The organism is Bradyrhizobium sp. NBAIM18 (assembly GCF_020193825.1).
In the GTDB taxonomy this organism is placed as follows: Bacteria; Pseudomonadota; Alphaproteobacteria; order Rhizobiales; family Xanthobacteraceae; genus Bradyrhizobium; species Bradyrhizobium yuanmingense.
Genome location: NZ_JADYVO010000004.1, coordinates 167,932 through 194,484, shown reverse-complemented (window position 1 = coordinate 194,484; position 26,553 = coordinate 167,932). Strand labels below are relative to the sequence as shown.

Genomic DNA, 26,553 nt, shown 5'->3' with positions numbered 1-26,553 from the left:
GGGTATATCCGCAGAGAGGCTCCCAACGAGGAGAAAGCCCTCACACGGCGCTATGCGCCGACCTCTGCCGCAAGCGGGAGAGGTTGCACCGAGCTCGCCGCCCGATCATTCGATTCAACCAGCAGTCACTCCACCGCCGCGTAAACCAGATCCCGCACCAGGGTCCGCGTGTAGTCGCGCTGTCCCGGCCCCTGGCTCATGAACACTGCGAACAGATCCTCCTTCGGATCGATCCAGAAGAACGTGCCGGCAATGCCGCTCCAGAAATACTGGCCGACGCTGCCTGGGAAGGGCGCGATGCCGGCCTCGCGGCGCACGGCAAAGCCGAGGCCGAAGCCATGGCCCGGCGATAGCAGCGTGCCGTTGGTCGGCACGCCTGGCCCGAGGTGATCGGAGGCCATCAGCTCCAGCGTCTTGCGGCCGATGATCCTGTTGCCGTCAAGCGTGCCGCCATTGCGCAGCATGAGGCAGAAGCGGGCGTAGTCCATCGTGGTCGAGACCAGGCCGCCGCCGCCGGACTCCATCACGGGCTGCTCGAGCATGTTGAACAGGGCGACCTTGTCGCCGGTCCACGGGTCGGCCGCGAACGGCTCGGCAAGGCGGCCGGCATTGGGCTGGCTTGTCGAGAAGCCGGTTTCGGCCATCTGGAGCGGCGCAAGCACGCGCTCGGTGAGGAACGCGCCGAGCGATTTGCCGCTGACGACTTCGATGATGCGGCCAAGGATGTCGGTGGAGCGGCTGTAGTTGAACTCCGCGCCGGGCTGGCAGACCAGCGGGAAGCTCGCCACCAACGCGGCATGTTCGGCGTTGGTGATCTTGCGGCTGCGGACGCGGGACTCCTGGTAGAGCTTGTGCACGGGGCCGTCGCCCTGGTGCTCGTAAGTGAGGCCGGAGGTGTGGCGGAGCAGGTCCTGCACGGTCATGGGCCGCGCCGGCGGTACCAGCTCCAACCGGCCGTCCTTGACGACGCCGACCTGCTGGCTCGCGAACTCCGGGATGAACTTTGCGACGGCATCGCTGAGCAGGAGCTGTCCGTCCTCGACCAGCGCCATGATGCCGACCGAGACGATCGGCTTGGTCATCGAGAAGATGCGGAAGATCGAATCGCGCGCCATCGGCGCCGCGCCTGCCGGGCTCTGCTTGCCGAGCGCCTCGAACCAGCCGATTTGGCCGCGCCTCGCCACCAGCACGGTGACCCCGGGAACGGTTCCCTTGTCGATTTCGCGCTTGAAGGCGTCCGACATGGCCTGGAGCCGCGGCCGCGACAGCCCGAGCGTCTCTGGGCGCGCTTCCGGTAAAGCTGGCGTGTGGGGCGCGTTTGCGGCCTGCGGGGCGGCAGTGGCGGTCGCTGTAGCGGTCATGGGCACTCCCGATTGTTTTTCGTTATGGCCGATGGACTGTGGCCCAGAACCCCCAGCACAAACAAGCGAAGCCGGCGCGGTTCACCCTTGCAAACCGGCCGCTCTCTGTGCTTGAAAGCGCCCCTGATCCGCGGCGACGCGGGTTCGTAGGAGTGTAGCTCAATTGGTAGAGCACCGGTCTCCAAAACCGGGGGTCGCAGGTTCGAGCCCTGCCACTCCTGCCAGCCAAATCAATCACTTAGACTAGATTTCGGCGGGAGGGCGTCCCGCGCGCGCCCGTGCTCTCGCAGCCGCTGTGCTGGAGGTGCCGTGTCCTGGTCCGGCGAGGCCTAGCGCGCCGGCGTCCGTTCCGCGTCGGCGGGAGTCTGCCTGAGGTTGACGTTCCGGATGGGAACGCGGCGCAGCAGGGAGAGGATGGTCCCGCCGAGCTCGAGATAGGTGCGCAGCCGCAGCGCGCGCGACGAGCCCTTCAGCTCCGCGTTCAGGCTCACCGGAACCTGGACGTAGGTGAGGCCGAGCTGGAGCAGGGAGATCAGCGCACAGATCTGGTAGCCGTAGCCGTCGGCCTTGACCGCGATCTGGCGCAGCCATTTCACGGGATAGACGATCATGCTGTGATAGTCGGACAGCCAGAAGCCGAACAGGCAGTTCAGGATGAAGCGCAACGAATGCGACTGCAGCGAGCGGTTGACGGAGCGGTCCGACTGGTTATCGCGATAAGTAATGACGAGGTCGGCGGCGCCCGCCGCCTTGAACATCCGGGCAACACCTTCGTTTTGGAAGGCGTGATCGCCGGGGATGAGCGTGATGGCATCGAATTTCGCGCGCGACAGCGCATATTCGAAGCCGGCACCGACACCCCGCGGTTCGGCATTGTGATGCACGATGATGCGCGGCTCGCCGGCTGCGAACTCGTCCATGATCGCGCCGGTGGCGTCGGTGCTGCCGTCGTCGATCAGGAAGATCTCGAAATCGTCGAGCAGGTCGCGGGCGAGCGGCAGCACGCCGTCGATCGTGTCGGCGATCTTGTCCTGCTCGTTCAGTGCAGGAATGACGATCGTAAGCCTTTTTGCCGCCCTAGAAGGTGTCATTGTATGCGCCCGTTGGCGGGGCCACTCTGTCCCGGTGACCCCATGCAAGTCTAGGTCATCTGAACCGGGCGAACAATGCGGCTCGCCGGTATGCCCGCAAGACCGGCGCGAAACCTATTGATGTGTGTGTTCCGCGCAACTAGTCGGAAAAATCATAGAGGCTGGTGTCGCCAATGCCGAAGGCGCGGCGCAGCCGTCCGACGTGGCCTGCCATATTCCGGCCCGCCGCCGTCGCCGCGAAGTGCGAATCGGACCGTTCCACCAGGCCGCCGTCGACCAAGTTCCCAATTCGTCCGCGGAACAGATCTGGAACCTGCCCGTCAGCGATCTCCGATAGCGGTGCCCTGCGATCGGGACGATCGACGAGGCTGAGCAGGATGCCCAGCGAAACCGATTTATACACGGCGCCAAAGGCGAACACATAAGCCATGACGCAAAATCCGAAAATCGATGCGGCGTCCCAGTACTGAAGCTGCGGGACGAAGAGAATTCCGAGCATCACCCCGAGACCGTGCGAGACAACCGTGGCAATCGCCAGCAGGGTCACGGGTCCGAGCGGCCATGCGCGTGCGCGGGCCATGAATTGCAGGGCAGGTGCCAGCAGGGCGAACACGGCGACGGCGGCAAGTCCGACAGCAAAGGACATCGACTCACCCAAGGCCTGTCGACAGACGAACGAGCTTGACGAGATACGCTACCGCAACCCCCTTGGAGGTGGGGGCAAGCCGGCCGTCCGCCGTGATGACCATCCCGGCCCCGATCAGGAGCTTCAGGCGGTTGTGCGTGAAGGTGCCGAGATCTCCACCTTGCATGTAGGCTGTCGCCCATTGCTCCAGGGTGAGAGGATGTCCAGCCTGAACGAGTGCGGTGAGCAGCGTCAGCGTGAAGCCCCAGGCCAGCAGGCTGAACAGGATGTAGCAGAGCATCATTGCGGTCCCGAGCAGGAAGAGACCGCCAAGCACATCGCCGACGTGGCGCTGACCTGGAAGGGCGATACAGGCGACGGCGTAAAGGATGACGACGCTGATGCAGCCCAGCCGGAAGCGACGGCCGGCTCCGCCGGTGGCGGCGATGCGCGCGTAAAGCAGCAACAACAGTGGAAAGGCGAGGCTGATACCAATCGCAGCAGCTTGCGCCGGGCCCGGTAGCAGGTTCATTGCGGAAAAATCGTCCCGGACGCCTCTCAGGCCAGTCAGAGCGAAAGTCTATAGGGGGTCGTATTTTTCAGGTCAAGGCAGCCCGGCGCCTTTGACTGGCGATTGTCACGCGGACTCGCGTGTGTCGCGATGGAAACGGCTGGCTGCGCAAACTTCCGCATCACGCGATGCCGTCAGCCCGCCGCTTGTAGACCATCTCCGCCAGTGAGATGTCGGTCACCGAGTCCGCGCCGGAGGCCAGGGGGGGGCGTCCCTCGGCGATATCGGAAACGAAGGCGTCGGCCTGGCGCCGAAATGCCCAGCTCTTTTCACCCGTCAGATGCGTGCTTTGACCATCGTGCTCGACGATGACCTCCGCCTCTTGCTCGGCAAAGGGCGGGGGCAGTTTCAAGGTCACCGCGCCGCGCTCGAAATCGATCGTCAGACCCTCGCGCCAGGCTCCCTCGGACCCGTTCACGAGATCCAGCGTACAAGCGATGCCGTCGAAGTCGAGGGTAATGCGCGCGGCTCCCGAAGTTTCGACGGAGCTGTCGGCGACCGTTGGCGATGATCCGAGCAGGTAGCGCGTCAGATTGATGATATGACTGAAGACGTTCAGAAAGTTGTCGTAGCCGGCCCGCATCGTGCTCGGCATCCAGTCGGGACCGTCCTTCCAGAGTTCGATCCCGTCCGGCCGTGTTTCGCCGGTCATCACGAAATTGTCGCGCGACCGGCCGGTGTCGCCGCCGAAGCACCAGCCCTTGGCGCGGACCACGCGTCCGAGCGATCGGTCGTTGCGCAAGCGCGTCAGCACATCGAGCGCGCGCGCCACACCGGCATCGTGACGCTTCATGTAGCCGACGCTGTAGACGAGGTTTCGCTGCCGCGCCGCTTCGACCAGCAACGTCGCCTGAGCCGTCGTATAGGCCATCGGTTTCTCCGACAGCACGTGGCGGCCGCTGTTCAACGCGTCCAGCACGATCGGACCGGTGGCTCGCCGCTTTGTCACGACCACGACAGCGGACACCGCAGCGTCCGCGAGCAGCTCCCGATGCGTGCCGTAGACCTGCGAGATGCCGAACTTCTGCGCTGCGGCGGCAGCGAGATCCGGCCGGAGATCGGCGATGGCGACGACGCGGCAGGCGGGATTGGCGACGAAATTGGCGAGGTGGCACATCTGGCCGACCATCCCCGTTCCGATGATGCCAATGCCTGGCCTCACTGGCTATGATCCCTTGAAGCGCTTCCGGATGACGAGGAAATGCGCCGGCTGTCCCCAGGTGTTGATGAATGCCGGATCTGTCTGGGTCAGGGCCGTGACCGCAGGCGCATCGCGTCGCCCGATCGCGGCGAAGATGCGGTGGAAACTGTCGAGCGTCGCAACGATGGTTTCGATGTCGGAAGCATCGTCCGCGAGAATGTCCGTCGTTCGGATCGCCTCGCGTAAGGACGCAAGGCTTGCGATCACGCGCGGCAGGCTCTCGCCGAAGGGGGCGTCGATCATCGCGTCGACGTCGAGAACCAGCGTCTCGATCGATGCCGAAATCGCCGCCACGGCATCGGCCTTGCCGACCAGGTAGAGCTTGCGTCCGCCGAGGAAGCTGAGGCGGCTGCGGTGGAGATGGCGCGCCGCACGCCGCAGCTTCTCGTCGGCGGAGAGAACCTTCTTGTGCCAGTAGACGTCCAGGCTGTCGCGATAGGCTGGCCACGCCGAATGGATGTCGAATCCCTGCTCATGCGCTGCCGTGCACAAGGCGGCTGCGTCGAGGAAGTACCGATGCCGGACGAACGGATTCTCGAGCACGTCCATCAGCCAGGATTCGAAGCTGCGGGTGTGCGGAATGCTGTTCCATTTCGCGTCGAAAAGCGTCTTCGCGGTTTCGAGTGCGGGACGGCCCGACAAAGCCTTGCCGGCGGCATGGATTGCCTTGAGCGCGAGCTCGAAGAAGCCGCCATAGCGCTCGTAATAGGACACGACGGCGAAACCGTCCGGATTGAGCAGCCGATGGAAGACGCCGAGCCAATTTTCGGTCGGCTGCACGGTGTAAATGAAACCTTCGGCATCGATGATGTCGTAGCGGCGCTCGCTGCGAAATCCCTCGACATCGGCCAACGCGAGTTCGCGCAGGCGTTCGCTCAGGCCAAAATGCGCGAAATAGGCCTCAATTTTCGGATGCGCATGCCGGTTCGGTTCGGCGAGCGCCATGTTCGCGCCCCAGCCGGCAAACACCAGCGCATTCTCACCGGAATCTGGACCGAATTCGAGCACCTCCGCATCGCGGAACAGCCGCGGCGGCAGCACGAGCTTGTCTGAAAACAGCTCGCGCCGCTGGCTGGCATATGCATCGAGTTCGGCGGCCGATTTGAAATTCCCGAACGTCGGTAGGACGTCCTGACGTTCGTAGTAATTGAAGAGCTTCTCGTCAGCCATGCCGCGTCCCTAACCCAAGGCCGCCTCGAGCCGGTCGAGCTCGCTCCAGATGTCGGAGGGCGCGAAAATCGAAACGATGTGCAGCGGCCGCTTCACGTTCTCGCGCAGCCGGCTGCTGACCTTGGCTTCGTTTTCCTGGTTCACGGCGAGAAGGCAGACGAGCGGCTCCGACTTGCCGGCGAGTTCGTCCGGCGAACGGATCGGTATGCCGGTGCCGGGCAGGAACAGCCCCTGGCGCTCCTTCTGGTCGTCGACGGAGAGATCGACGAGCTCCGCCAGCTCATGCGCGTTGGTGAAGGTGCAGGCGCGGCAGCCCGCGCCGTAGATGGCAATCTCGGCGCCGTTCGCACGGGCCTTGGCGAGGATCGGCCGCAGGCGCGCGCCGTACTCCCTTGCGCGCTGGCCGAATTTCTCGCCGACGCCGGAGGGCGCAGGCGGCGGCGTCACGTCGCGGGTTGCACGACGGGCGGCGATCGCGAGGCTGCCGCCGCTGAAATTGTATTTCTTCACCGAGACGGCCTCGAAGCCGTGGCGGACCAAGAGCGCGAGTAGCGTCGGCTCGGTGAAGTAGCTGACGTGCTCCTCCCACAGCACGGAGAGGTCGCCCGCCGTCGAACCGGGATCAAAGTCGGGCACGTCGATGAACAGCAGTCCGTCGTCGCTGAGCGCGATCTTCACGCAGTCGAAGAAGTTCTCGAAATCGACGATGTGCTCCAGCACCTGGCGCGAGACCACAAGATCGAACTTGCCGGACTGGGCGACCGCGTCGTGACACAGGGCCGGGCTGATCATGTCGGAATAGACCTTGATGCCGCGTTCGCGGGCAATCTTGCCCGACACGGGGTTGGGCTCCACACCCACCAAGACCTTCGCGCCGCGTTCGCGCAACTTGTCCATGAACAGGCCGTCGTTGCATCCAATCTCGAACACGGATTGGTGCTTCGAGAATTTCGCGATGGTGTCGAGCTCGTCGACCTGGTGCGGCTCCGGCTTCCAGCTGCTGAAATTGTAGTTGAACTGGCGATAGAGGATGTCTGGATCAATCGGCTTGACGATCTGCGGCAGGCCGCAGTCGCCGCAGGCGAGCACCTCGAACGGATACCGCTCCTCCTGCTCGTTCCGGCTGCGCCGAAGTCGATGCGCGATTGGCATTTGCCCGAGGTCGATGACCGGTCGCAGGTTGGTCGAATGGCAGAGGCGGCAATGATCGGTCACTGATTATTCTCGCATTTAGGCAGGTCTGACGAGGCGACCTTCAATGAAAACCGGCGCGGCCGGCAACGAGACGATCCCGGACACATCATATCCGGCTTACGCGGAGCATTCCTCCGGCCTATGCGTCCTCGGCCGAAGCAGGTAGCAGCCGTCGATAGCTCTTGCAAGACGTGCCGCCGTCCCTCAATTGGAGGTGGATGCGGCCGGCCATGTACGCGCGCGACGGCTGCGAGCACGGTCGACGTCAAGGCCGCCGCCGCTCGTAGAGTGTCAAATTACCCCGGGTCTCCACGGCCACGAAATCTTGCTTGATCCGCTTCATGACCTCTCGAACGTGGTGGTACTCCGGCCTGCGCTCAACCATGCTATCATAAAACAGCCGGTCCGCCGGGTTGATGGAGCGATCCAGGAACCGCGCGTCAAAGGACACCAGGAACGGCATGAAATAGGCCATGGGTGCCCGATGGGCCTGCGCCAGATAGGCCCAATCCCTGAGGGCGATGACCAGGACCCTCTCGTCTGGCCTGGTTTTATCCTGGATGAACTTCGCATCGGCCTCGGTGATCTGCTCAAGGTCCTCCTGCCACGTGACCGGCGGGTTCGAGACGAACGGCCACCGCAGAAGGCTGGGATAAGTTGCATAAGATCTCAGGCCGTAGAGGTGGGGATTGTTCTTGTCCTGCACGAACAGCAGCGCAAGAATCGTCGCAGCGGCCGCTATGGCGCCGGCGGTTCTTCGGAACGACGGTTGCCACCCCGTCGAAAACTGGCGGATCCACCAAGCCGAGACCATCACCAGCGGCAACGCGTTCTGGTGCCAGACAGCGTCCAGCGTCCGGTTGACCCATTTGATCATCAGCGCCATGCCAATCATCGACAGCGTCAGCAGCAGCCCGGTCACGAACCGGTCATGCCAGGAATCGGACGGCCGTGACAGCCGGATCGCGGCCCAGCCGACGGTGATGCATCCGACGATCTGGAGCGGCAGATTATAGATGATGCCCCAGCCCAAGTTCCATTTGATGGGCGTGCTTCCCCATCCGGTCCCGTAGAGTACGAGCGGGCGAAAGCATTCGATCAGAAACTCCAGGGAGAAGGCTCTCGTGCCGAACAGCACCAGGCACATCAGGATTGCGGCACCTATCGATGTGACTGCGAACACGAGGGCATTGCGATAGTTCGGAAACCCTCCGGCGATCGCCGCGACGAAGGTACCCGTCACAAGGAAGAACAGCCCGATCTCGGTCTGCCAGAGCAGCGAGACGGCGCACATGATGGCCGATAGGATTAGCCATGTCAGGCGCCCGGGAGCGGTGCAGTGCAGGCTGATCGCGAGCGCAAAGACGATCAAGAGCGGAAATCGCGTCGGGTAGGCAGATGGCGAGTAGAACTGGCCAGTCGTAGAGAAAGCCAGCACGGCGAGCGCCGTGATGACGGCGATTGCGGCAAGCTTCGAGCGGATCAAGTAATACAGAAGAAAGTAGGCCTGGACGTAGGTCGCGAGCGTGACCGCGATGTTCAATCCGACCGCTCGCATCGCCGCCGATTTCCAGCCATCTCCCATGATGAGATGAAAGAACCAGCCGAGCGCAGGGCCGTAATGCGAATGGAAGTCCAATCCGGGAACGAGCCCGGGGGCGTAGCCATAAAGCGCGGGACCGATGAAGTAACTTACCTTGTGCGCTTCGTCCCTCACGGCCGCGGTCAGGCCTTCGAGGTCGGAGGGGATCAGCAGCAGAGCGAGGAATATGATCGCGAGCAGATCGCCGGCCCCCACGCTGAACCGGGTGTCGGTCGAGGGTTTTGCAGCAGGAAGGTAATTGTTGGCGCCTCGATTGAGGGCGACGGTGATGGCCGCGGCCGCCAGCAGGGCGATCGCGATTCCGGGGCTCCTCCATTCATTGGCGGCGTCGAGGGCAAGATAGACGAAGCTCGCCGTGATGGCGCTCAGCGCAAGCGAGCCCGATGATCGATACGTCGCGTACAATGCCGCTGCCGCCGCAATCGGCCCAGAAAGGAAGAACGAGCCGTAGAACGCCTTCTTGCAGAAATCGCAATTCCTGTCGGCCAAGGCCATATCGAAGCCTTCGACGAAGTTCGATCGAAACGACGGAAGGTGATTTTTCACCAGCAGCAGCACCAAGTAGGCGACGGCGCATCCCAGCAGGGCGGCCACAACAGCTCTGGCGGCGATCGAGAATTCCCTTGTGTACTCCACTAGGAGGTCTCGAGGCTAGCTACGATCGAAGTCGGGGAGGAGGCTGCGTCGAACACAGCGGAAAATCTAACTTTCTCTGAAATCACGTCCAGTCCCCAATTGCCTGAACTTCCCGTTGCGAGGCGCTTCTACCACCACAGCGTTCCCTGAACAATCCCGCGAAGCCCGTGGTTGCCTCCGGCATGGCAATGTTTGTGTCTGGATGACGGGCGCTGGAACCCTCCATGGCTGACGCATGCTCTAGCGAACTCCAGAGGCAGCACCGTCACATGCCGGGGCCGGCAGCGCCAGCAACCAGGCTGCGCCTCGGACGCCAGGCCGATTGCAAGGCGGCCGATACTCGGCTCTCGCCACAGGGGCCGGCTCTCCATCCTTCAACTGCATCAGTTCACCGCGGCCCTCCGTGGCCGAGGTGTTATTTCCGAGGGTCGCCGTCAGAAGCTCGATGAATCCAATGTCGTCGGGTCGTGGAATTCCCGGGGCGGCGCGATAGCGCCAGGTCTCGCGACGGGGTGGGCAAGGAAAGGTCTCGAGGTAGGAAACCGGGCAGTTGCCGTTCACAACGAAATGAGGATCAGTAAAATCCCCGCAGTAGTCCGTGTAGATAAACGACCGCTCTCGATTTTCATCCCGCAGGATCGTCTGTGCCACGTTCATGTCATTGCCGCCGAGGCATCGTGAGCGGAACGAGAAGACGTGCGAGTTCTCGAATTGGAGCTTAACGACCTTTGGCTCGGGGTCCGCGAGCAAGGCTGCTCGGACTTGCCGCAGCATGTCGCTGCTGAGCAACCCGTCGTAGAGCAGCCATTTGGAATCGTGAGCCGACGACAAGGCGAAGATCGCGACCAACCCCCCCGCGACTGCTGCGCGGACGCGCGATCCCGGAATCGCCTGTACAACGGTCGCCATCAGGATCAAAACGCCGAACTGCGAGGGAAAGAGTAGCCTGGACTCGCCCCGCGTCACGTCGCCATAAACTCCGGTAAGAGCGTAGGGCAGCGCGCCGATGAGGGCAATCGTGGCTCCCAGCACCAGCAGCAGAAGCATCGCATTCGTGGTCGAGCGGCCGTTCAGCAGCCAGGGCGTCCACAATGCTGTCGATGAGAACCGGGCAAAGACGGCGATCGTGGCCAATGTCACTGCCGCGGAAACAGGAAGCCCCAGCAGCGCAACCCCGTGAGAATATGCGTAGCTCAGGCCGCTCGGGAAGGCCATGAGGTGCGCATAGAGCGCATTGGCTATGATCGAGAAATCGTTCGCGAAACTGTATTGTCCGGCGTAGTGGCCGCTCTTCCCCAGAATTGTCAGTCGCAGAACGATCATGGCTGCAACGGCCAGCCAGAACGGTACAAGACGCGCGAGTTTCTGCCTCCACCGCTCGGGACCAGACCAGGCGAGCACGACGCGAACCGGTTCGAGGGCGATCAGAGTCTCGAGGGACAACGCGAATAACAGACAAAAAGGTGCGCTCCATCGAAGCGCCCGCACCTTCGAATAGGACAGCTCGTAGGACAGCAGATAGAAGAGCAGGAAGAAGTCGTAGACCGCGTTGAGTGTCAGGCGAATTGCATAGAACGGGCTGAGCAGGAACAGAGCCGTGACAAGATCGGCGATCCGTCTCGTATAGGATGATCGCGACAGGACGGAGTGAAGCAACACGCCGTTGACCAGATGGCAGGCTAGTCCCGCGAGCCGCGCAGAGACATCGGGAGTATCGTTCAAAAGCGTCACAAATAGCGTCATCGGGATTGCGAAGCCGGCGTGTGCCGACTCCCACAGCACGCGAGCGACGCCAGCGGCACCTTGAGTCCAATAGATGTAGTACACAGTCCAATCGTCGCCGAAGACCTCACGCGCGAACAGCGCGGGCACGGCCGTAACAAAGGCGAGAACCAGAGCGACGTAGACGTATCCAATGCCCGCCCGCTCCCGTTGTCGGAGAGCCGCAGCTTTCGGATCTACATTCGTGCGAGCATCGTCGAAACCGACGGGGGTGACCATGGTCCTAGGCTTTGCCTCGTTTGTTCAGATGCTCCGCGGCGAGCGTACCAATTCTTGTGACGTAGTCCTGCACCGCGGCAGCGTCGCTGCCATCAGGCGCCCAGTCGGGAAATGCCGTGCGCGAAGGATCGAACGGGCCGGCGGTGGTTTCGTGAAATACCAGCCATTCCGAGGTGATCAGGATCGAGTGGAAGACCTGTTCCGGCATGCGATAATAGCAGCGCTTGCCCTGACCGTAGGGCGCCATCTCGAGCACCTCGCGAATGCCGCCGTCGTCCTCGAAGATCACGACCTGCGCGGTCCCCTCGATCACGTGGAACGATTCAGGTTTGCCAAGGTGCTTGTGCGGCCGCACATAGGCTTCGCGATGGTGCACGATCAGCATCTCGTGCAGTCCGGACGAGGGATCGGGATGCGTGCACAGCCGACTGCGCAGGCGCGGGTTGCCGGCGGCGATGCGCTTCAGCTCCGCGATCGTGGCATCGTCCGCGGTGACGATGGCATCGTCCGAATAGTACACTTCCGGATTTTGCGCGCGCAACGAGGTCGGCCGGTGCAGGCCTGCCTCATTCGAAGAAGATGAACCCATGGTCGCCCCGATACCCGCATTTGTCGTAGATCCAGGCCCATGTTTGCGGGCCGTGGAAGCTCAGGCAGGTGAGCTGCCAGTAAAGCAGATTGGCCTTCTCGCGCTCGTTGCGGAAGGATTCGACCATCAAATATTTCGAGGTGCCGCGTCCGACGCGCTCGATCTCGGGCACCGCGCGGAAGACCTCCTCGAGCGGGAGATTGCAGTACGCCGAGCGACACCACGAGATCGAAGCTGTGATCGGGATAGGGGAGTTCGACGGCGCTGCCGACCTTCAGATGCGGCCGCACCTCCTCCTTGGCATTGGCGATGCCGTACTCGGAGATGTCGATGCCGGCGATCTGCAGGTCCGGAACGAGCTGGGTGAACTCGTAGAGCAGGTAGCCCTTGCCGCAGCCGACATCCAGCACGCTCATGCCCGGCTTGATGCCGTAGCGATCGATCAGGGTCTGGGCCAGCGGTCGCCATCGTCCGTCATAGCGGTAGCCGCCATAGCCGTAGCGTCGGTCGCCATCCCAATAGTCACGGCCCCATTGCCGTGCGACGGAGGCGGATTCCGCCTTGTCGTGCTCGACCACGCGCTGGACGTAATTCCGCTTTGTCGATGCATGCATCGGCTGGAGCAGGTTGATCTCGGTCATGGGGGCCAACCGGTCCGCGGCATCATCGCAGGATAGTCGCGAACCTGTTGACGAGCAGGATGTCCTCGATGGCCTGGATGTCCTTCTGAGACGCCAGCGTGATCTCCTCGACCGCTGCATGGAGATCGCAGCCCTCGCGCAGCACGCGGTCGTAGATCTGCCGCCGCCGAGCCTCGTCGGGCGGCAGCATAAAAATGCTGTAGAGGATCAGCCCACGCAGCTGCGGCAGCTCGTCCAGAATGTCTTCCAGCACCATGTAGCTGCCGGGCATGGTGTGCTCGGCGGCGCTCAACAGATAGTGCAGGTTCTTGCGCCGCGCATAGTCGCGGATCACGATGTTCTGGACGTGCTGCGGGGTGCGGCTGCCGTTCAGCGGCCTGGCGCCGATATAGCCGCGATGACCGGCTCGCTCAGCCATGGAAGCCTCCCGGCAGCTTGTACTGCATCCCGACCCGGGTTGCGGGGCGCAGCAGGATCGGCTCGAAGAACTCGCCGAAGCGCTTGTCCGCGTAGGGCGACATGATGCTCTTGAAGCGGCAGTTCATGCTCCAGCGCGTGCCGGCTTCCTCGTTGACGCGATTGCCGTGCATCAGGGTCTGGTTGAACAGCATGACGTGACCGTAGGGAATCTCGATGAAGGTCGCGTGCGGCTTGATGGTCTTGTAGAGCTCTTCGGCGCTGCGCAAGGCCGCCATCCGGTCCTGCATCTCGCCGTTCAGGGACGGCGGCAGCAGATACATCGACTTGGTGCGGTGGACATCGACCAGCGGCACCCACACCACGACCTCGAACGGCGAGTCGCCCGACCAGACGTCGGAATGGGTGGCGAGCAGCGAGGAGCTGTCGCCGGGAAGCTGGATGCTGAGATTGACGCGGCGCTGCATGCAGAGCTCGTTGCCGACGATGGTCTCGATCGTCGAGCGCGCCAGGCGGAAATAGGTCGGCCGGAACCAGGGCTCGGCGTTGAGGCCGTTGAAGACGTGCAGCCGCAGGCCGTTGAGATCATCCACGCTCACCCGCGTGTGGATGGTGTCGAGCATCGCATAGGGATCGTTGCTGTGCGGCAGCTTCAGATAGTCCGCCGCGAGCTCGGCAGCACGGCGCTGGATCCGGTCGAGCCCGGCGCGATCGTCGGCCGGGGTGGTGACGAAGCCATCGTCGATGAAACGCTGCGCCAGCGCCTGCTCGTCGGCGTGCAGGAAGTCCGTGTCCGTCATGCAAAATACTCCCGGGCGGTCGCGCAAATATAGCTGATGTCGGCGGCCGACAGGAACTGGTTGATGGGAAGCGTGAGGATCTGGTCCGCCTGCCGTTCCGTCACCGGGAACGCGCCGTGGCCATGGCCGAGATGCGCCGCTGCCGGCTGCAGGTGGATCGGGACGGGATAATGGATCGCAGTCTCGATGCCCTTGTCGGCAAGATATTTCTGGAAATCGTTGCGACGCTCGGTCTGCACCACGAAGGTGTGGAAGGTGTTGAACTCGATGTTCCGGCAGGGCGGAATGAACAGGGGCAGCCCTGCGAGCTCGGCGCGGTATTGCGCGGCGTTGCGCCGCCGGCGTTCGATCACGGAAGGAAGGTGGCGCAGGCGGATGCGCAGCACCTCGGCCTGGAGCGTGTCGAGCCGCGACACGATCCCCCATTCCTGGACGTCGCTGCGGTTGATCAGGCCGTGATTGCGCAGCCGGCGGATTCTTGCGGCAAGCTCGGCGTCGGCAGTGACGAGGAAGCCGGCATCTCCGGCGGCATTGAGATTCTTCAAGGGGTGGGCGGAGAAGCAGCCGAAGGTGCCGATGGTGCCGCTCATCCGGCCATCATAGGTCGAACCGACCGCCTGGGCGCTGTCCTCGATCACGGCGAGCGCGTGCTTGGCAGCGATCGCCATCAGCGGAGCCATGTCGGCCATGCGTCCGGTCAGATGCACCGGCATGATCGCCTTGGTCCGCGGTGTGACGGCGGCCTCGACCGCGGCCGGATCGATGTTCTGGTCCGGCAGCACGTCCGCAAACACCGGCGTGGCGCCGACCGCGATGATCGCGGCGGTCGATGCTACGAACGAATTCGGCGGCGTGATCACCTCGTCGCCGGGACCGATGTCGAGCGCCCGCATGGCGAGGATCAGCGCGTCGGTGCCCGAATTCAGCGTCACCACATGCGGCGAGCCGAGATAGGCGGACAATTCCTCCTCGAGCCTTCCGACCGCCGCCCCGCCGATGAAGTCGCCGCGCTGGAACACGCCCTCGACCGCCTGCATGATCTCGGCGCGCTCTTCCTCGAACTGCGCGGGAAGATTGACGTAGCCGATACGCCGGCGGCCGGTGTCAGCGTCCATGGCAGAACTTCCTGACGGTCTCAATGACGCGGTCCTGCTGGGCGCGCGTCAGGTGCTGGTCGACCGGGAAGCTGATGACTTCCTTGGCGTGGCGGTCGGTGACCGGGAACGTGCCCGGCGCGTAGCCGAGATGCTTCAGGCCTTCCTGCTGATACAGCGGGATCGGATAGTGGATCTTGGCCTCGATGCCGTTGTCCAGGCAATATTTGTAGAGCTCGTCGCGACGTTCGGCGAACACCATGTAGAGATGGTAGACGTGCTTCACGTTGGGACGGCGCGGCGGGACGCGCAGGCCGGGCAGGCCGGCGAGACCCGCATCGTAATAGGCCGCATTCTCGATTCTGCGGCGCGTGATCTCGCTGGTCTGGCCGATCAGCCAGTTGCCGACCACGGCCTGCAACGAATCGAGCCGCGAGTTGCAGCCGAGGATCGCGATCTCGTCGCGGTTCTTCATGCCGTGGTTGCGGATCAGGCGGAGCTTTTCGTTCATGCCGTCGTCATTGGTGACGACGACGCCGGCATCGCCCCAGACGTTGAGGTTCTTGAGCGGATGCAGCGAGAAGCCGGCCGCGATGCCGTGGGTGCCGGAGCGTTTTCCCGCGAACTCCGACAGGATGCCCTGGCAGGCGTCCTCGACCACAGGCAGGTTGTGGCGCTGCGCGATCGGCATCAGCTTGCCCATGTCGGTGACCTCGCCGGTCAACTGGACCGGCATGATCGCCTTGGTCTTCCCGGTGATGGCAGCCTCGACCTGGTCCACGTTCATGCAGAAGGAATCGTCGCAATCGACAAGAACCGGCGTCGCGCCGGTTTCCGCGATCGCGCCGACCGTGGCGATGAAGGTGTTCGCGGCGGTGATGACCTCGTCGCCATGACCGATGCCGAGCGCCTTGAGCGGCAGCTTGAGCGCGTCGGTGCCCGATCCGACGCCGATGGCGTGCCGGACCCCGATCAGCTCGGCAAAGCGCTTTTCGAATTCGGCGACGGGCTTGCCAAGGGTGAAGTCGCCGGTCGCCACCAGCCGGCCGATCTCGGCCAGGATCGGAGCGGGGTCGGCGAACTGCTCGAGCAGATAGGAATAGCGAACGTCGTACATGGGACCCGTCAGGTGGAATGAAGTTGAGGGGAGGAAGTGCGCGACGCCGCGAGCGCATGCTCGATCGAGGTCGCAATCGCGTTGGCGGAGAGCCCGTGCTTCTTCAGCAGCGAGTCCTGCGAACCGTAATTGTGCATGAAGCGGTCCGGCAGCGACAGCCGCAGCATCGCAGGGAAACCGGAGCCGAGCTTGTCGATCAGTGCCTCCGCGACCGCGCTGCCGAGGCCGCCGGAGGGCACGTGCTCCTCCAGCGTTGCCACGAGCCTGGTGCCGCGGATAGCCTGCAGCAGCGCTGCGGTATCGAGCGGTTTCACGGTATGCATGTGCAGGATGCCGGCGCGAATGCCTTGCGCGGCCAGCAGGTCGGCTGCGGCGAGGGCGCGCTGGAGCATGATGCCGGTGGTCACCATGAGGACGTCGCCGGGCGGGCGCATCAGGATGGCCTTGCCGATCTCAAAGCCGTGCTCGGCCTTGGACACGATGGCATCGCCGCCCTTGCCGAGCCGGATGTAGATCGGGCCCTTCCAATCCAGCGTCTGCTCCATCATGCGCGCGGCCTCGTCGGCGTCGCACGGGCAGATCACCGTCATGTTGGGCAGCGCCCGCATGATGGCGATGTCCTCGATCGCCTGGTGCGTGGGACCGAGCGGCGCGTAGACAAGGCCGCCGCCATTGGCGATCAGCCGTACCGGCAGATTGTGCAGGCAGAGATCGACCGCGACCTGCTCGTAGCAGCGGCGGGTGAGGAAGGTCGCGATGGTGTTGACGTAAGGCACGAAGCCCTCCATCGCGAGACCGGCCGACATGCCGATGATATGCGCTTCCGAGATGCCCTCGATCAGGTGGCGCTTGGGAAACTCCTTGCTCATCGCGCGCAGCGTGCCGGCACCCGGATCGGAGCCGATGTAAAGCACACGCTCGTCGCGCGCGGCGAGCTTGTGGACCATGTTCATCGCGGTGTTGCGCATGGGGAGCCGATCAAAAATCGCCGACGGCGACGCGAATGGCGTCGAGCTCGCTGTCGGTCAGCTTGTTCTTGTGATGCCAATCGGCATTGGATTCCGCAGCCGGAAGACCCTTGCCCTTGACGGTATGGCAGATGATGGCGGTGGGCTTGCCGGCAACGGCCGGGAGCTGCTTCAGGACCGTGCGCAGTGCGCCGACGTCGTGGCCGTTGACCTCCTGCACCGCGAAGCCGAAGCTGCGCCACTTGTCCGCGAGCGGCTCCAGCGGCAGCACGTAGTCGGTGGGGCCGTAGCTCTGCAGCTTGTTGTAGTCGATCAGCGCGACGAGGTTGTCGAGGCCGTGCTTGGTCGCGCCCATCGCCGCTTCCCACACCGATCCCTCGTTGATCTCGCCGTCGCCGAGCAGCACGAAGGTGCGGTAGCTGCGCTCGCGCATGCGGGCGGCGAGCGCAAGGCCGACGCCGATCGAGAGGCCATGTCCGAGCGCGCCGGTCGAGGCCTCGACGCCGGGCACCATGCCGTATTCGGGATGTCCGCCCAGAATGCTGTCGGGACCGCAAAAGCCGTCCAGCTCCGACAGCGGGAAGAAGCCGCGGTCGGCCAATAGCGCATAGAGCGCCAGACATCCGTGTCCCTTGCTGAGGATGGCGCGGTCGCGATCGGGATCGCCCGGGTTCTTCGGGTCGATCCGCAGCACGTCGTCGTAGAGCACGCGGACCATCTCGATCAGCGACAGGGCAGGCCCGACATGGCCGCGTCCTGCGGACCGGACAGAACCGAGGACCAGGCGGCGCAAATAGAGGCTCCGCTCGTCCAGCGTGCAGGTGAGAGCAGCTTCAGCGTGGGGTGAGATCTGGATCACGTTGGCAAATCGTTTGGTGGAGCCGACGGGCTTTGTCGAGCTGGCCGGCAAGGCGGACCGTCAGATCGCCACCTTGCGCAGCCAGGGCACGCCGGGAGCGGCTTTCCGGCAAATAGGCATTCAGGACAATCAGGCACCAAATCGCCCCGAACACAGGATACAGTACGTCAAGGCGGACCGCAAACGCGTCATCCCCAGTCGCGAAAGCGCGCGAGAGCCGCTCGATCAATCGGTTCGCATCGGCCACGGGCAGACCGCTGCCGGGGTGAATCGCGGTATCGGACACGAGCTTGACCGGGTCGTCCCAGCCGAAATACTCGAAGTCGATGAAGCGCAGTGTGCCGTCGTCGGTGCGCAGTGCGTTGTGCAGTCCGCAATCCGACGGGCTCAATGCACGTTGGGCGGGCGCAAGGTCCGCGGCGGGATCCAGGCCCCGTTCCGCATAGCGCCGCCGGAGTTGCCGGATCGCGACGGCAGCGGTGGGAACAAGGCTGCCGTCCATGAACGCACGCAGGTCCGGATGATCATCCGAGGCCTGCCTCAGGTCGTCGAGGCGTTGCTCGTACTGGGCGATGGCCGCCTCGGCCGAGAAGATGCTGGCTGAGGCATTCCGCAGAGTCTGCGCGCCTTCAGCGTTGTGCAGCTTTTGCAGCTCGATCAGGAAATCGGCCAACTGGTCGGCGTCGTCGGGCTGCGGATGCAGGACCGCTGGTTCACCGTCTAACCATTGATACAGCGCACAGAACGCGGCCGGATCTTTTGCGATCGGCCGCGGCGTCGCATTGATGCCGTGGCGCGAGAGAAACGAGAGCGCGTCATATTCCTGTCCCAGCCGATCGCGCCCGTCGGACGGATAGTGCTTGAGGGCGAGGGGCGGGCCTTCCGCCATCTCCAGCCGAAACACCCGGTTGTTGCCGCCGGCCCGCGCCGGTTGCGCCGCCGCGACCCGCGCCCCGGAGAGGCGGCTGCCGATCGAGACCGCATCCTGTACGCTGAGGTCCGGCTGGCTCATGCCCCGAATACTCCGCGGTGGATATCGGCCCAGGTCGCGAGCGGCTCGCAATGCGCGGGATGCGGCGGCCGCGACTGCGTGAACAGGATCGATCGCGTCGCCTTCGGAAAATGCGGCTGCTCGAAGACGTCGACGAGATCGTCAATGAAGATGTCGAGCTGCAGGCTTGCCAACCGCTCGACCTTGGCCGCCAGCGTGTCCTCGAAATAGACATTGCCCGCCGAGATCGCCGCGTCGGCGGTGTCGACGAGGCCCACGCTCTTCAGCCAGCCACGCGCAGCCTCGCGCAAGTCGACCCGATCGGGATCCTGATGGCCGAACTGCGTCTTGTGGCTGACGATATGGACACTCGCGCCGGCCTTGCGGCACGCGGCAAGGAACTCGCGGACGCCAGGGTTGATCTCGGCGCCGCCGATTCCCTTGCCGTAGACGAAGCCCTGCAGCCCCTGCCAGGCAAGCTCGCCGCCGGCGCGGGATCGCAAGAAATCCCGCACGTCGGTCTTCAGCCCGTCCCAGCCCTCCGGCACCAGCCCGCGCTGGCGCGCGGCCGCGGCAAAGACCTTGTCGTAGCAGATGATCGTGTTGTCGAAATCGATGCCGATCCGCACGCCGCTCACTTCAGGCTGATGTTCTGCATCATCTTGATGTTGAAATACCTGGGATCGTTGAGCGAGTTCGGCAGGCGGCCCGCCCTGAAGGCGTCCACGAGTCCGGACACGGCCTGCTCGATCGTGTGCGTCGGCGCAAAGCCGAGCTCGCGGCGGATCTTCTCCGACGAGACGTGGTAGGAGCGGAGATCGTCGGTCGGCTCGACGGCCACGTCGACATTGTTGCCGACCACCGATTTGACGATGTCGGCGATCTTCATCAGCGAGTGGTTTTCGTAGCCGATGTTGTAGGTCTTGCCGTCGATCTTCGCATCGTCCTGCTGCAGCAGGAACAGATAGGCCGCCGTCATGTCCTGGATGTGCAGATTGGGCCGCTTCTGCGTTCCGCCGAACACGCGGATGCGGCCGGTGTTGACGGCCAGATTGGTCAGGATGTTGACGACGACGTCGAGCCGCTGCCGCGGAGCGTAGCCGCAGACGGTGGCAGGGCGAACCGTGCAGGTGACGAAGCCGGACGCGGCCTCGTCGGCAAGATCGGTCTCGCACATCGCCTTGAACTTGGAGTAGTCGGTGAGCGGCTCGCAGGACAGCTCCTCGGTCACCTCGGCCTCGTCCTTGATGCCGTAGACGCTCGAGGAGGAGGCGTAGATGAAGCGCTTGATACCCGCCTTCTTCGCGGCGCGCACCATCGGACGGAAGCAGTCGTAGTTGATGGACTTGCCGAGTGCCGGGTCTAGCTCGAACGAGGGATCGTTGGAGATGCAGGCGAGGTGGATCACCGCGTTGTTGCCGCGCAGGGCCTCGTTGACCGCGGCCTCATCGCGGATGTCGCCCTTGATCAGGCGGAGGTTCGGATTGTCACGAACGGCGTCGAAGACGTCCTCGCCATACATGAACAAGTCGAGCACGGTGACCGTGTGGCCCGCGGCAAGCAATTGCGGAACCAGCACGCTGCCGACATAGCCGGCGCCACCGGTGACCATCACATTCCATTTCCGATCAATCACTGTCGTTCTCCGGATTCTTCGATCGCGCTACTTCAACAACGCGGTGACGAACTTGACCAGCGGCGCCTTCTCGACCGAGTTGCGGTGACCGACGATGCCGACCTTGATCGCGCCCGCCGCATTGCCGATGAAGGCGACGTCCTCGATGTTGCCGCCGGCCGCCACCAGCGGCGCCGTGATTGTCAGGAAGGCATCGCCCGCACCGACGGTGTCGACGACGGTCTTGGTGAAAGCAGGGACGCGCGCAACGCCGGTCTTCGACGAGAAGGGGTAGCAGCCGAAGGAGCCGTGCGTGATGATCATGTTGTCGCAATCGATCTTGCGATGCAGGCCGCCCTCGATCACCGATGCGATGTCGTTGAACTTGTCGGTGGCGGCCAGGCGCGCTTCCGGTGCGTCGATGCAGATGTAATCGGCCCGCGGATACTTCGTGATCAGGTTGTAGCCGTGGTTGCCGCTGTTGCTCTGGGCGTTGACGGCCAGGAACTTGGAATTCGCGATCAAGGCGTCGATCGTGCTGGATGCGATCATGCCGTGACCGAAATCGGTGACGATGACGACGTCGGCCCCGCGGACGCGCTCGGCGGTGACGCGGTCGATCTCCGTGCGCGCGGCCTCATCGAGCGGCGTATCGTCCATCGTGTAGACTTCGAACAGCTTGTGCAGATAGCCCATCTCGACGTACCGCAGCTTGCGGGTGGTCGGACGGCCCTGAATGCGGATCGGCGTGAGCTTTACGTTCGGGCGGACATGCGCCCGAATGAACTCTTCGGGGTAGTCGTTGCCACCCAGCGTCGTGACGATCTCGACCGACTTGCAGAAGCTCGCGACGTGATTGGCCGCGGCAATGACGCCGCCAGCAAACTGCTCGCCGTTCTTGAGCAGGGTCGCGACGATGTTCTCCTTGGAGGCCTTCCCGAGCGCCGTGACGTATTGGTATTCGTCGATGATGGTGTCGCCGACCAGCACGACGTGCATGTCCTGGATCTTGTCGATCAGCTTCAGCAGGCGTTCGGCGCCGCCGCCATCGCGCACCTTCTGGAGGTAGTCGCGCAGCGGCGGATCGTAGATGTCGAAATAACGGTTCAGCAGCGACGACGAGCTGAACGTCACGTCCCGCGTGAAGACGATGCGCCCGCCGTGACGCTCGACCGCCTCGCGCTCCACTGCGATCTTGCCGGTCACGTCATCCTCGGGATTCTCGTAGTCCGAGCCCTTCACGTAGATGTCGGGGCGCACGGTATCGAGGACCGGCTCGGCGCTGGAGGTCTGATTGATGCCGACCCAGTCGACCGTGCCGAGCGCGGCCAGCATCTCGGCGCGCATGTTCTCCGGAAAGATCGGCCGTCCCGGGCCCTTGTTGACGTAACGGTCCGCGGTGATGGTCACCACGACGACGTCGGCCTCGTTGCGGGCTGCCAGGATGTGCCGGACGTGACCGAGATGCACCAGATCGAACACGCCGTGGCAGAGCGCAACGGTCAGGCCCTCAGCCTGCGCGGCGCGCGCAATCTCGCCGAGCTCCTCGATCGTCTTGATCTTCTCGTGCGGTGCCGGATGGCCGGCCGGCCTGTCTGTCGCAGCATTACCCATGTGAATGACCCAAGGCGCCGGTCGGTCTCAGTTGGCCGGCCCGGACGTGATCGGCTGGCGGCAAAATTGGGGAGTGAACGAATCTGCTCAACGGCTTGCCTTCTGCGGGGTGATCTTGTCGTCACCGAGATATTTGAACCAGTCCTTGGTGGCGTCGGCGATCTTGTCCACCGTCCAGAGCGGAGCGTCCTTGTACTGGTCCATTGACCTCAACATCGTCGCAACGCCGTCCTCGAACTTCACCTTCGGCCACCATTTCAGGACCCGCTTGATCTTGCTGATGTCGGCGTAGGTGCAGTCGGGCTCGCCCGGGCGCTTGGGAATGTGGACCTTGTCGCCGCCGAGGAGCTCGACCAGGCGGTTCACGCTGTAGGTGTTGTCCGAGCCGACATTGAAGATCTCGTGCGAGACGTCGGAGCGCGCGGCGGTCACGAAGGCATCGGCGACGTCGCTGACGAAGGTGAAGTCGCGCGTCTGCTCGCCGTCGCCGACCACCGTGAAGGGCTTGCCCGCCAGCTTCTGTGCCATGAACACGCCGAACACGGCGCCGTAGGTGCCGGTGGTGCGATGGCGCGGTCCGAACACGTTGAACAGGCGCAGCGCCACGGCGGGCAGCTTGTAGACCTGGCACCAGTGCATGACGCATTGCTCACCGAGATTCTTGGTGAGCGCGTAGGGATACATCGGCCGGATCTCGGCACTCTCCGGCGTGGGATAGAAATCCGGAATGCCGTAGCAGGAGGAGGAAGCCGCATAGATGAAGCGGCTGGCGCCCGCGTGCCGCGCCGCTTCGAGAACGTTGACCGTGCCATCGACATTAGCGCGATGATAGGGGATCGGCGATTCGATCGAGGGTACGATGTCCGCCAGCGCGGCGAGATGGAAGACCCAATCCACCCCGTGGAAATACGGTTTGATCGCGTCGAGGTCGGTGACGTCAGCCCGCACGACCTTCAACTGGCTCGAACCGGCGCGTGCGGCGAGGTTTTCAGCGCGTCCGATCACGAAATTATCGAGCGCAATGACCTCATGGCCGTCATCGAGCAGGCGATCGACGAGGTGACTTCCAATGAACCCGGCGCCGCCAGTAACAATGCATTTCATAGGGAACATCCGTGACGCGAATGCCCAGCGAAATAGGCTCGCCAATGTTGAGTGAAACCCGAAAAGCCGACTATCAGCCGCCCGCAAACTTTGCAAGTATTATACCTTTGCAATCCTTGGTAATAGCCGGTATCACCCGGTAATGTTGCAATCGAGCCGTCAGCCCATGCCTGCCGAATCCGTCGATCCCGACCACAAGGCTTTCCTCGACGATTACGTGGGGCGCCTGCATCGCGCGACGGCGGTCGACGACGGTATTTTTGCGAGGATCTCCGCGACGCGCGCGTCCTGGTTACGCACGCGCGAGCAGGGCGGTCGCGTCATCTTCATCGGCAACGGCGGGTCGGCCGGCATCGCTTCGCATTTGGCGATCGATCTGGCGAAGAATGCGTCGGTGCCCGCTCTCTGCTTCAGCGATGCGAGCATGATGTCGTGCCTTGCCAACGATTACGGGTTCGAGGACTGGATCGCGCACGCCGTGCGGCTGAATGCGCGCGCCGGCGATTGCCTCGTCGCGATCAGCTCGTCGGGGCGTTCGAAGAACATCCTCAACGCGGTCACGCAGGCGCGCAAGATGAAGCTCGACGTGATCACGTTGTCGGGCATGAACGCGGACAATCCGCTGCGCAATCTCGGCGACGTCAATTTCTGGGTCGACAGCCGCAGCTACAACATTGTCGAGACCACGCACCAGTTCTGGATGATGGCCGCAATCGACCTCGTCATCGGTCGTGCGGAATATCCGGCGTCCTGAGGCGGGCATCCGATGCAGTCGCGATTCAAGCATGCGGCCCTGTTTTCGGTGAAGCTGCTGCTGTCGATCGCCGTGCTGGTCTACATCGCGCGCGGTCTCGACCTGCGCCAGCTGCGCGACCATCTCGTCTCGGTCGATCCGGTCCTGTTCGTCGTCGCGCTTGCGCTGATCTTCGTCCAGACCTTCGTGCTCAACGGCCGGTGGGAGCTGATCATGCGCGCGCTCGGCGTGTCGCTGGATTGGCTCGCCGGCTGGCGGATACTGATGACCAGCCTCTGGTTCAATCAGGTGTTGCCGTCATCGGTCGGCGGTGACGCGGTGCGGATCTGGCTGCTGCGCCAACGCGGCGTGCAGTGGCCGGAGGCGGTCAAGGGCGTTGCAGCCGACCGCTTCACGGCATTGATCGGACTCGTCGTGCTGATGGTGGCCGGATTGCCGTTTCTGCTGTCGCGCGTGTCGAATCACGCTGCGATCCTGGCGATCGGCGGACTGACGGTGGCCGGCGTCGCCGGTACGCTGGTCCTGTTGACGCTCGACCGTCTGCCGAAACGCTTCATCGCGCTTCCCGCGATCGCGAGCTTCGTGCGGTTCGGAACGCTGGTCAGGTTTTTGCTCCTGCAGTCCGAGCGCCGTGCGCTGCTGTTCGGATCGGCGCTCCTCATCCATCTCGTCACCGCCGCGGCCTGCTACACCTTGGCGCGCGGCGTCGGAGCGCAGCTCTCTGTCCTCGACGCCGGCATCCTGATTCCGCCGGTGGTGCTGTTGACGGCGGTCCCCATCTCGATCAGCGGCTGGGGCGTTCGCGAGGGAGCGATGGTCGCCTGCCTGGGTCTGGCGGGTGTGTCGTCCGAGGAGGCGCTGTCGGTATCGCTCCTGCTGGGCGCCATCAGCGTGATCATCGGGCTCGTCGGTGGCGTAATCTGGCTGGCAAGTCCGGAGCGCGGCTCGTATTCGGCCGACAAGGTGGCCAAGGCAGCGGAGGACGCGCCCAGCTACGGGCTGGGCAACGAGGCCTCGAGCCACCCATGACCCGCTTGAGCCCGTTGCCGATCTGGTCTTCACAGGGTGGGACTATCCCACTCGCGCGCGTATCTCATTCTTCGGTTGCACGATGAAAAACCTGTTCTACGTCCGCAATACTTGCCGCCTCTGTCATTCCGACAAGCAGGAGCTGGTCGTCCCGATGGCAGGCATGCCGATCGGCACGCCGAACTTCCAGGTGCCGAACGCCAGCGTCGACGATCCCGTGTTCCGCGCTGCGGTGCCGATGGCGCTGCATCTGTGCCGGGACTGCGGCCACCTCCAGATCCTCCATGTCGGCAATCCGGAGATCCAGTACCGAAACTATGTCTATACCACCTCGCTCTCGCTCGGCCTGCGCGAGCATTTCGCTACCTATGCCGACGACGTCGTCAGCCGTTTCGGCATTGCGCCGGGTTCGCTGGTGGTCGAGCTCGGCAGCAATGACGGATCGCTGCTCGGCTTCTTCAAGGAGCGGGGGATGCGGGTGCTGGGTGTTGATCCCGCCGTCGACATCGCGCGGCGCGCCACGGAGGCGGGCATCGAGACCATCGGCGATTTCTTCACCGATGCCGTCGGTCGCCGCATCCTGCAGAGCCATGGCGCGGCGAGCGTCGTGATCGCCAACAACATGATCGCCAATGTCGACAATCTGGATCCGCTGGTGATCGGGGTTCGCGACGTGCTCGCGCCGGACGGATTGTTCGTCTTCGAAACGCAATACGGCGTCGACGTCACCGAGAAGAACCTGCTCGATACCGTCTATCACGAGCATCTGTCGTATTTTAACATCAAGCCGCTGATCCGTTTCTTCGCCCGGCTGGGCATGGAGCTGATCGACGTCCAGCACATCTGGACCAAGGGCGGCTCGATCCGCGTGACCGTGCAGCGCGCCGGCGGCGCCAAGAAACCGTCGGCCGAGGTCGCGCGTTTCGTTGCCGAGGAAGACCGGCTCGGCGTCGATCAGCCGGCCTATTATGTGCCGTACGTGAAGAGGATCGCCGCCATCCGTGACGAATTGGTCGCGATGGCCGATGCCGCCCATGCGCGCGGTGAGCTGGTCGCCGGCTATGGCGTCTCGGTGGGCACCACGACGCTGCTGCCGCAGTTCGGCCTGGAGAACAAGATCGACTTCCTGGTGGACGACGATCCCAACAAGGGGAAGGTGATGGCGGGCCCCGGCTATGACATCCCGATCCTGCCGCCTGCCGCTCTCTACGAGCGCAAACCCGCGTTCGTCGTGGTCTTCGCCTGGCGCTATGTCGACCCGATCCGGGCCAAGCACGCCCGCTATTTCGCCGAAGGCGGGAAGTTCGTGGTGCCGCTGCCGGGGATTTCCATGGTCGACCGGGCCGACTGACGGCTCCCGATAGCCTTGCCGGGGATGGGATGGCGCGTTCCGGCGGTCGACAAGTCCTTGATCCACATGGCCTCTGCACGACCCTCGGGGGGAGGGCGGCCTGCCCGGGCGAACTCTCTCTACCTTGACCTTTGGCCGCATCCGCAGTAGATACCCG

At 63.8% G+C, this 26,553-nt stretch carries 24 protein-coding genes, 1 tRNA gene and 1 pseudogene; 4 read left to right on the top strand and 22 right to left on the bottom strand.

Annotation, left to right across the window (positions count from 1 at the left end; genetic code table 11):
- Positions 1-125: 125 nt before the first annotated feature.
- A complete protein-coding gene (locus tag I6F17_RS11305) occupies positions 126-1,361 on the bottom strand; it encodes a serine hydrolase domain-containing protein (RefSeq protein WP_225128190.1) in 1,236 nt (411 codons plus the stop codon).
- Between the two features lie 148 nt (positions 1,362-1,509).
- Between I6F17_RS11305 and I6F17_RS11300 the strand changes: the two genes are divergently transcribed.
- A tRNA-Trp gene (locus I6F17_RS11300) sits at positions 1,510-1,585 on the top strand.
- 105 nt (positions 1,586-1,690) lie between these two features.
- Here I6F17_RS11300 and I6F17_RS11295 read toward each other — a convergent pair.
- The 21 genes and pseudogenes from I6F17_RS11295 to I6F17_RS11195 all read right to left on the bottom strand — a co-directional run bounded on the left by I6F17_RS11295 (position 1,691) and on the right by I6F17_RS11195 (position 23,262).
- Positions 1,691-2,452, bottom strand: coding sequence for a glycosyltransferase family 2 protein (locus I6F17_RS11295; protein WP_225128188.1), 762 nt, complete (start codon positions 2,450-2,452; stop codon positions 1,691-1,693).
- Between the two features lie 139 nt (positions 2,453-2,591).
- Positions 2,592-3,098 carry a hypothetical protein gene (locus I6F17_RS11290; RefSeq protein ID WP_225113243.1) on the bottom strand — a complete coding sequence of 169 codons (507 nt, stop codon included), beginning with the start codon at positions 3,096-3,098 and terminating at the stop codon, positions 2,592-2,594.
- A gap of 4 nt (positions 3,099-3,102) precedes the next feature.
- Complete coding sequence (locus I6F17_RS11285; RefSeq protein WP_225128186.1) at positions 3,103-3,609, bottom strand: hypothetical protein; 507 nt, start codon at positions 3,607-3,609, stop codon at positions 3,103-3,105.
- Between the two features lie 160 nt (positions 3,610-3,769).
- On the bottom strand, positions 3,770-4,810 hold the full coding sequence (locus I6F17_RS11280; protein ID WP_036041530.1) for a Gfo/Idh/MocA family oxidoreductase: 1,041 nt from the start codon (positions 4,808-4,810) through the stop codon (positions 3,770-3,772).
- A gap of 3 nt (positions 4,811-4,813) precedes the next feature.
- Positions 4,814-6,019, bottom strand: coding sequence for a class I SAM-dependent methyltransferase (locus I6F17_RS11275; protein WP_036041529.1), 1,206 nt, complete (start codon positions 6,017-6,019; stop codon positions 4,814-4,816).
- Positions 6,020-6,028: 9 nt separating this feature from the next.
- The gene (locus I6F17_RS37925) at positions 6,029-7,234 is read right to left on the bottom strand and encodes a class I SAM-dependent methyltransferase (protein ID WP_036010928.1); all 1,206 of its coding nucleotides are present in this window, start codon (positions 7,232-7,234) and stop codon (positions 6,029-6,031) included.
- 244 nt (positions 7,235-7,478) lie between these two features.
- Entirely contained in the window at positions 7,479-9,452 is a 1,974-nt protein-coding gene (locus I6F17_RS11265) for a hypothetical protein (protein WP_225128183.1), read from the bottom strand.
- 240 nt (positions 9,453-9,692) lie between these two features.
- Positions 9,693-11,453: a hypothetical protein gene (locus tag I6F17_RS11260; protein WP_225128181.1), complete on the bottom strand. Its 1,761-nt coding sequence runs from the start codon at positions 11,451-11,453 to the stop codon at positions 9,693-9,695.
- 4 nt (positions 11,454-11,457) lie between these two features.
- Positions 11,458-12,042, bottom strand: coding sequence for a WbuC family cupin fold metalloprotein (locus tag I6F17_RS11255; RefSeq protein ID WP_249782463.1), 585 nt, complete (start codon positions 12,040-12,042; stop codon positions 11,458-11,460).
- Positions 12,020-12,683, bottom strand: a pseudogene (locus tag I6F17_RS11250) (class I SAM-dependent methyltransferase). The gene I6F17_RS11255 and the pseudogene I6F17_RS11250 overlap by 23 nt, the downstream one beginning before the upstream one ends.
- Positions 12,684-12,705: 22 nt before the next feature.
- Positions 12,706-13,101 (bottom strand): LIC12192 family sporadic carbohydrate cluster protein, encoded by a 396-nt coding sequence (locus I6F17_RS11245; RefSeq protein ID WP_225128171.1) that lies wholly within the window; start codon positions 13,099-13,101, stop codon positions 12,706-12,708.
- Positions 13,094-13,900, bottom strand: a complete 807-nt coding sequence (locus tag I6F17_RS11240; protein WP_025037016.1) for a sporadic carbohydrate cluster 2OG-Fe(II) oxygenase — start codon at positions 13,898-13,900, stop codon at positions 13,094-13,096. The genes I6F17_RS11245 and I6F17_RS11240 overlap by 8 nt, the downstream gene beginning before the upstream one ends.
- A complete protein-coding gene (locus tag I6F17_RS11235; RefSeq protein ID WP_225128169.1) occupies positions 13,897-15,015 on the bottom strand; it encodes a DegT/DnrJ/EryC1/StrS family aminotransferase in 1,119 nt (372 codons plus the stop codon). Before I6F17_RS11235 ends, I6F17_RS11240 begins: the two co-directional genes overlap by 4 nt.
- Positions 15,005-16,111: a DegT/DnrJ/EryC1/StrS family aminotransferase gene (locus tag I6F17_RS11230; protein WP_036041517.1), complete on the bottom strand. Its 1,107-nt coding sequence runs from the start codon at positions 16,109-16,111 to the stop codon at positions 15,005-15,007. Before I6F17_RS11230 ends, I6F17_RS11235 begins: the two co-directional genes overlap by 11 nt.
- Before the next feature lie 8 nt (positions 16,112-16,119).
- Positions 16,120-17,079, bottom strand: a complete 960-nt coding sequence (locus tag I6F17_RS11225; RefSeq protein ID WP_225128167.1) for a transketolase C-terminal domain-containing protein — start codon at positions 17,077-17,079, stop codon at positions 16,120-16,122.
- A 10-nt stretch (positions 17,080-17,089) separates the two neighbouring features.
- Positions 17,090-17,938, bottom strand: coding sequence for a transketolase (locus I6F17_RS11220; RefSeq protein ID WP_081493800.1), 849 nt, complete (start codon positions 17,936-17,938; stop codon positions 17,090-17,092).
- A complete protein-coding gene (locus I6F17_RS11215) occupies positions 17,913-18,950 on the bottom strand; it encodes an aminoglycoside phosphotransferase family protein (protein WP_225128157.1) in 1,038 nt (345 codons plus the stop codon). Before I6F17_RS11215 ends, I6F17_RS11220 begins: the two co-directional genes overlap by 26 nt.
- Positions 18,947-19,558: a hypothetical protein gene (locus tag I6F17_RS11210; RefSeq protein WP_225128155.1), complete on the bottom strand. Its 612-nt coding sequence runs from the start codon at positions 19,556-19,558 to the stop codon at positions 18,947-18,949. Before I6F17_RS11210 ends, I6F17_RS11215 begins: the two co-directional genes overlap by 4 nt.
- 5 nt (positions 19,559-19,563) lie before the next feature.
- Positions 19,564-20,565: an SDR family oxidoreductase gene (locus I6F17_RS11205; RefSeq protein ID WP_225128153.1), complete on the bottom strand. Its 1,002-nt coding sequence runs from the start codon at positions 20,563-20,565 to the stop codon at positions 19,564-19,566.
- 27 nt (positions 20,566-20,592) lie between these two features.
- The gene (locus tag I6F17_RS11200; protein WP_225128152.1) at positions 20,593-22,158 is read right to left on the bottom strand and encodes a PfkB family carbohydrate kinase; all 1,566 of its coding nucleotides are present in this window, start codon (positions 22,156-22,158) and stop codon (positions 20,593-20,595) included.
- An 87-nt stretch (positions 22,159-22,245) separates the two neighbouring features.
- On the bottom strand, positions 22,246-23,262 hold the full coding sequence (locus I6F17_RS11195) for an SDR family oxidoreductase (RefSeq protein WP_225128150.1): 1,017 nt from the start codon (positions 23,260-23,262) through the stop codon (positions 22,246-22,248).
- Between the two features lie 166 nt (positions 23,263-23,428).
- Here I6F17_RS11195 and I6F17_RS11190 point away from each other — a divergent pair, with 166 nt between their 5' ends.
- The 3 genes from I6F17_RS11190 (at position 23,429) to I6F17_RS11180 (ending at position 26,396) form a co-directional block, all read left to right on the top strand.
- Positions 23,429-24,016 (top strand): SIS domain-containing protein, encoded by a 588-nt coding sequence (locus I6F17_RS11190; RefSeq protein WP_225113231.1) that lies wholly within the window; start codon positions 23,429-23,431, stop codon positions 24,014-24,016.
- 12 nt (positions 24,017-24,028) lie between these two features.
- Positions 24,029-25,045 (top strand): lysylphosphatidylglycerol synthase transmembrane domain-containing protein, encoded by a 1,017-nt coding sequence (locus I6F17_RS11185; RefSeq protein ID WP_225128148.1) that lies wholly within the window; start codon positions 24,029-24,031, stop codon positions 25,043-25,045.
- 82 nt (positions 25,046-25,127) lie between these two features.
- Positions 25,128-26,396 carry a class I SAM-dependent methyltransferase gene (locus tag I6F17_RS11180; protein ID WP_036010990.1) on the top strand — a complete coding sequence of 423 codons (1,269 nt, stop codon included), beginning with the start codon at positions 25,128-25,130 and terminating at the stop codon, positions 26,394-26,396.
- Positions 26,397-26,553: the final 157 nt, after the last annotated feature.

Excerpts from the sequence above, each read along its gene's own strand:
- I6F17_RS11305 (WP_225128190.1), bottom strand. The coding sequence starts at position 1,361 with ATGACCGCTACAGCGACCGCCACTGCCGCCCCGCAGGCCGCAAACGCG.
- I6F17_RS11295 (WP_225128188.1), bottom strand. The coding sequence starts at position 2,452 with ATGACACCTTCTAGGGCGGCAAAAAGGCTTACGATCGTCATTCCTGCA.
- I6F17_RS11290 (WP_225113243.1), bottom strand. The coding sequence starts at position 3,098 with ATGTCCTTTGCTGTCGGACTTGCCGCCGTCGCCGTGTTCGCCCTGCTG.
- I6F17_RS11285 (WP_225128186.1), bottom strand. The coding sequence starts at position 3,609 with ATGAACCTGCTACCGGGCCCGGCGCAAGCTGCTGCGATTGGTATCAGC.
- I6F17_RS11275 (WP_036041529.1), bottom strand. The coding sequence starts at position 6,019 with ATGGCTGACGAGAAGCTCTTCAATTACTACGAACGTCAGGACGTCCTA.
- I6F17_RS11260 (WP_225128181.1), bottom strand. The coding sequence starts at position 11,453 with ATGGTCACCCCCGTCGGTTTCGACGATGCTCGCACGAATGTAGATCCG.
- I6F17_RS11255 (WP_249782463.1), bottom strand. The coding sequence starts at position 12,042 with ATGGGTTCATCTTCTTCGAATGAGGCAGGCCTGCACCGGCCGACCTCG.
- I6F17_RS11245 (WP_225128171.1), bottom strand. The coding sequence starts at position 13,101 with ATGGCTGAGCGAGCCGGTCATCGCGGCTATATCGGCGCCAGGCCGCTG.
- I6F17_RS11240 (WP_025037016.1), bottom strand. The coding sequence starts at position 13,900 with ATGACGGACACGGACTTCCTGCACGCCGACGAGCAGGCGCTGGCGCAG.
- I6F17_RS11235 (WP_225128169.1), bottom strand. The coding sequence starts at position 15,015 with ATGGACGCTGACACCGGCCGCCGGCGTATCGGCTACGTCAATCTTCCC.
- I6F17_RS11230 (WP_036041517.1), bottom strand. The coding sequence starts at position 16,111 with ATGTACGACGTTCGCTATTCCTATCTGCTCGAGCAGTTCGCCGACCCC.
- I6F17_RS11225 (WP_225128167.1), bottom strand. The coding sequence starts at position 17,079 with ATGCGCAACACCGCGATGAACATGGTCCACAAGCTCGCCGCGCGCGAC.
- I6F17_RS11215 (WP_225128157.1), bottom strand. The coding sequence starts at position 18,950 with ATGAGCCAGCCGGACCTCAGCGTACAGGATGCGGTCTCGATCGGCAGC.
- I6F17_RS11200 (WP_225128152.1), bottom strand. The coding sequence starts at position 22,158 with ATGGGTAATGCTGCGACAGACAGGCCGGCCGGCCATCCGGCACCGCAC.
- I6F17_RS11195 (WP_225128150.1), bottom strand. The coding sequence starts at position 23,262 with ATGAAATGCATTGTTACTGGCGGCGCCGGGTTCATTGGAAGTCACCTC.
- I6F17_RS11190 (WP_225113231.1), top strand. The coding sequence starts at position 23,429 with ATGCCTGCCGAATCCGTCGATCCCGACCACAAGGCTTTCCTCGACGAT.
- I6F17_RS11185 (WP_225128148.1), top strand. The coding sequence starts at position 24,029 with ATGCAGTCGCGATTCAAGCATGCGGCCCTGTTTTCGGTGAAGCTGCTG.
- I6F17_RS11180 (WP_036010990.1), top strand. The coding sequence starts at position 25,128 with ATGAAAAACCTGTTCTACGTCCGCAATACTTGCCGCCTCTGTCATTCC.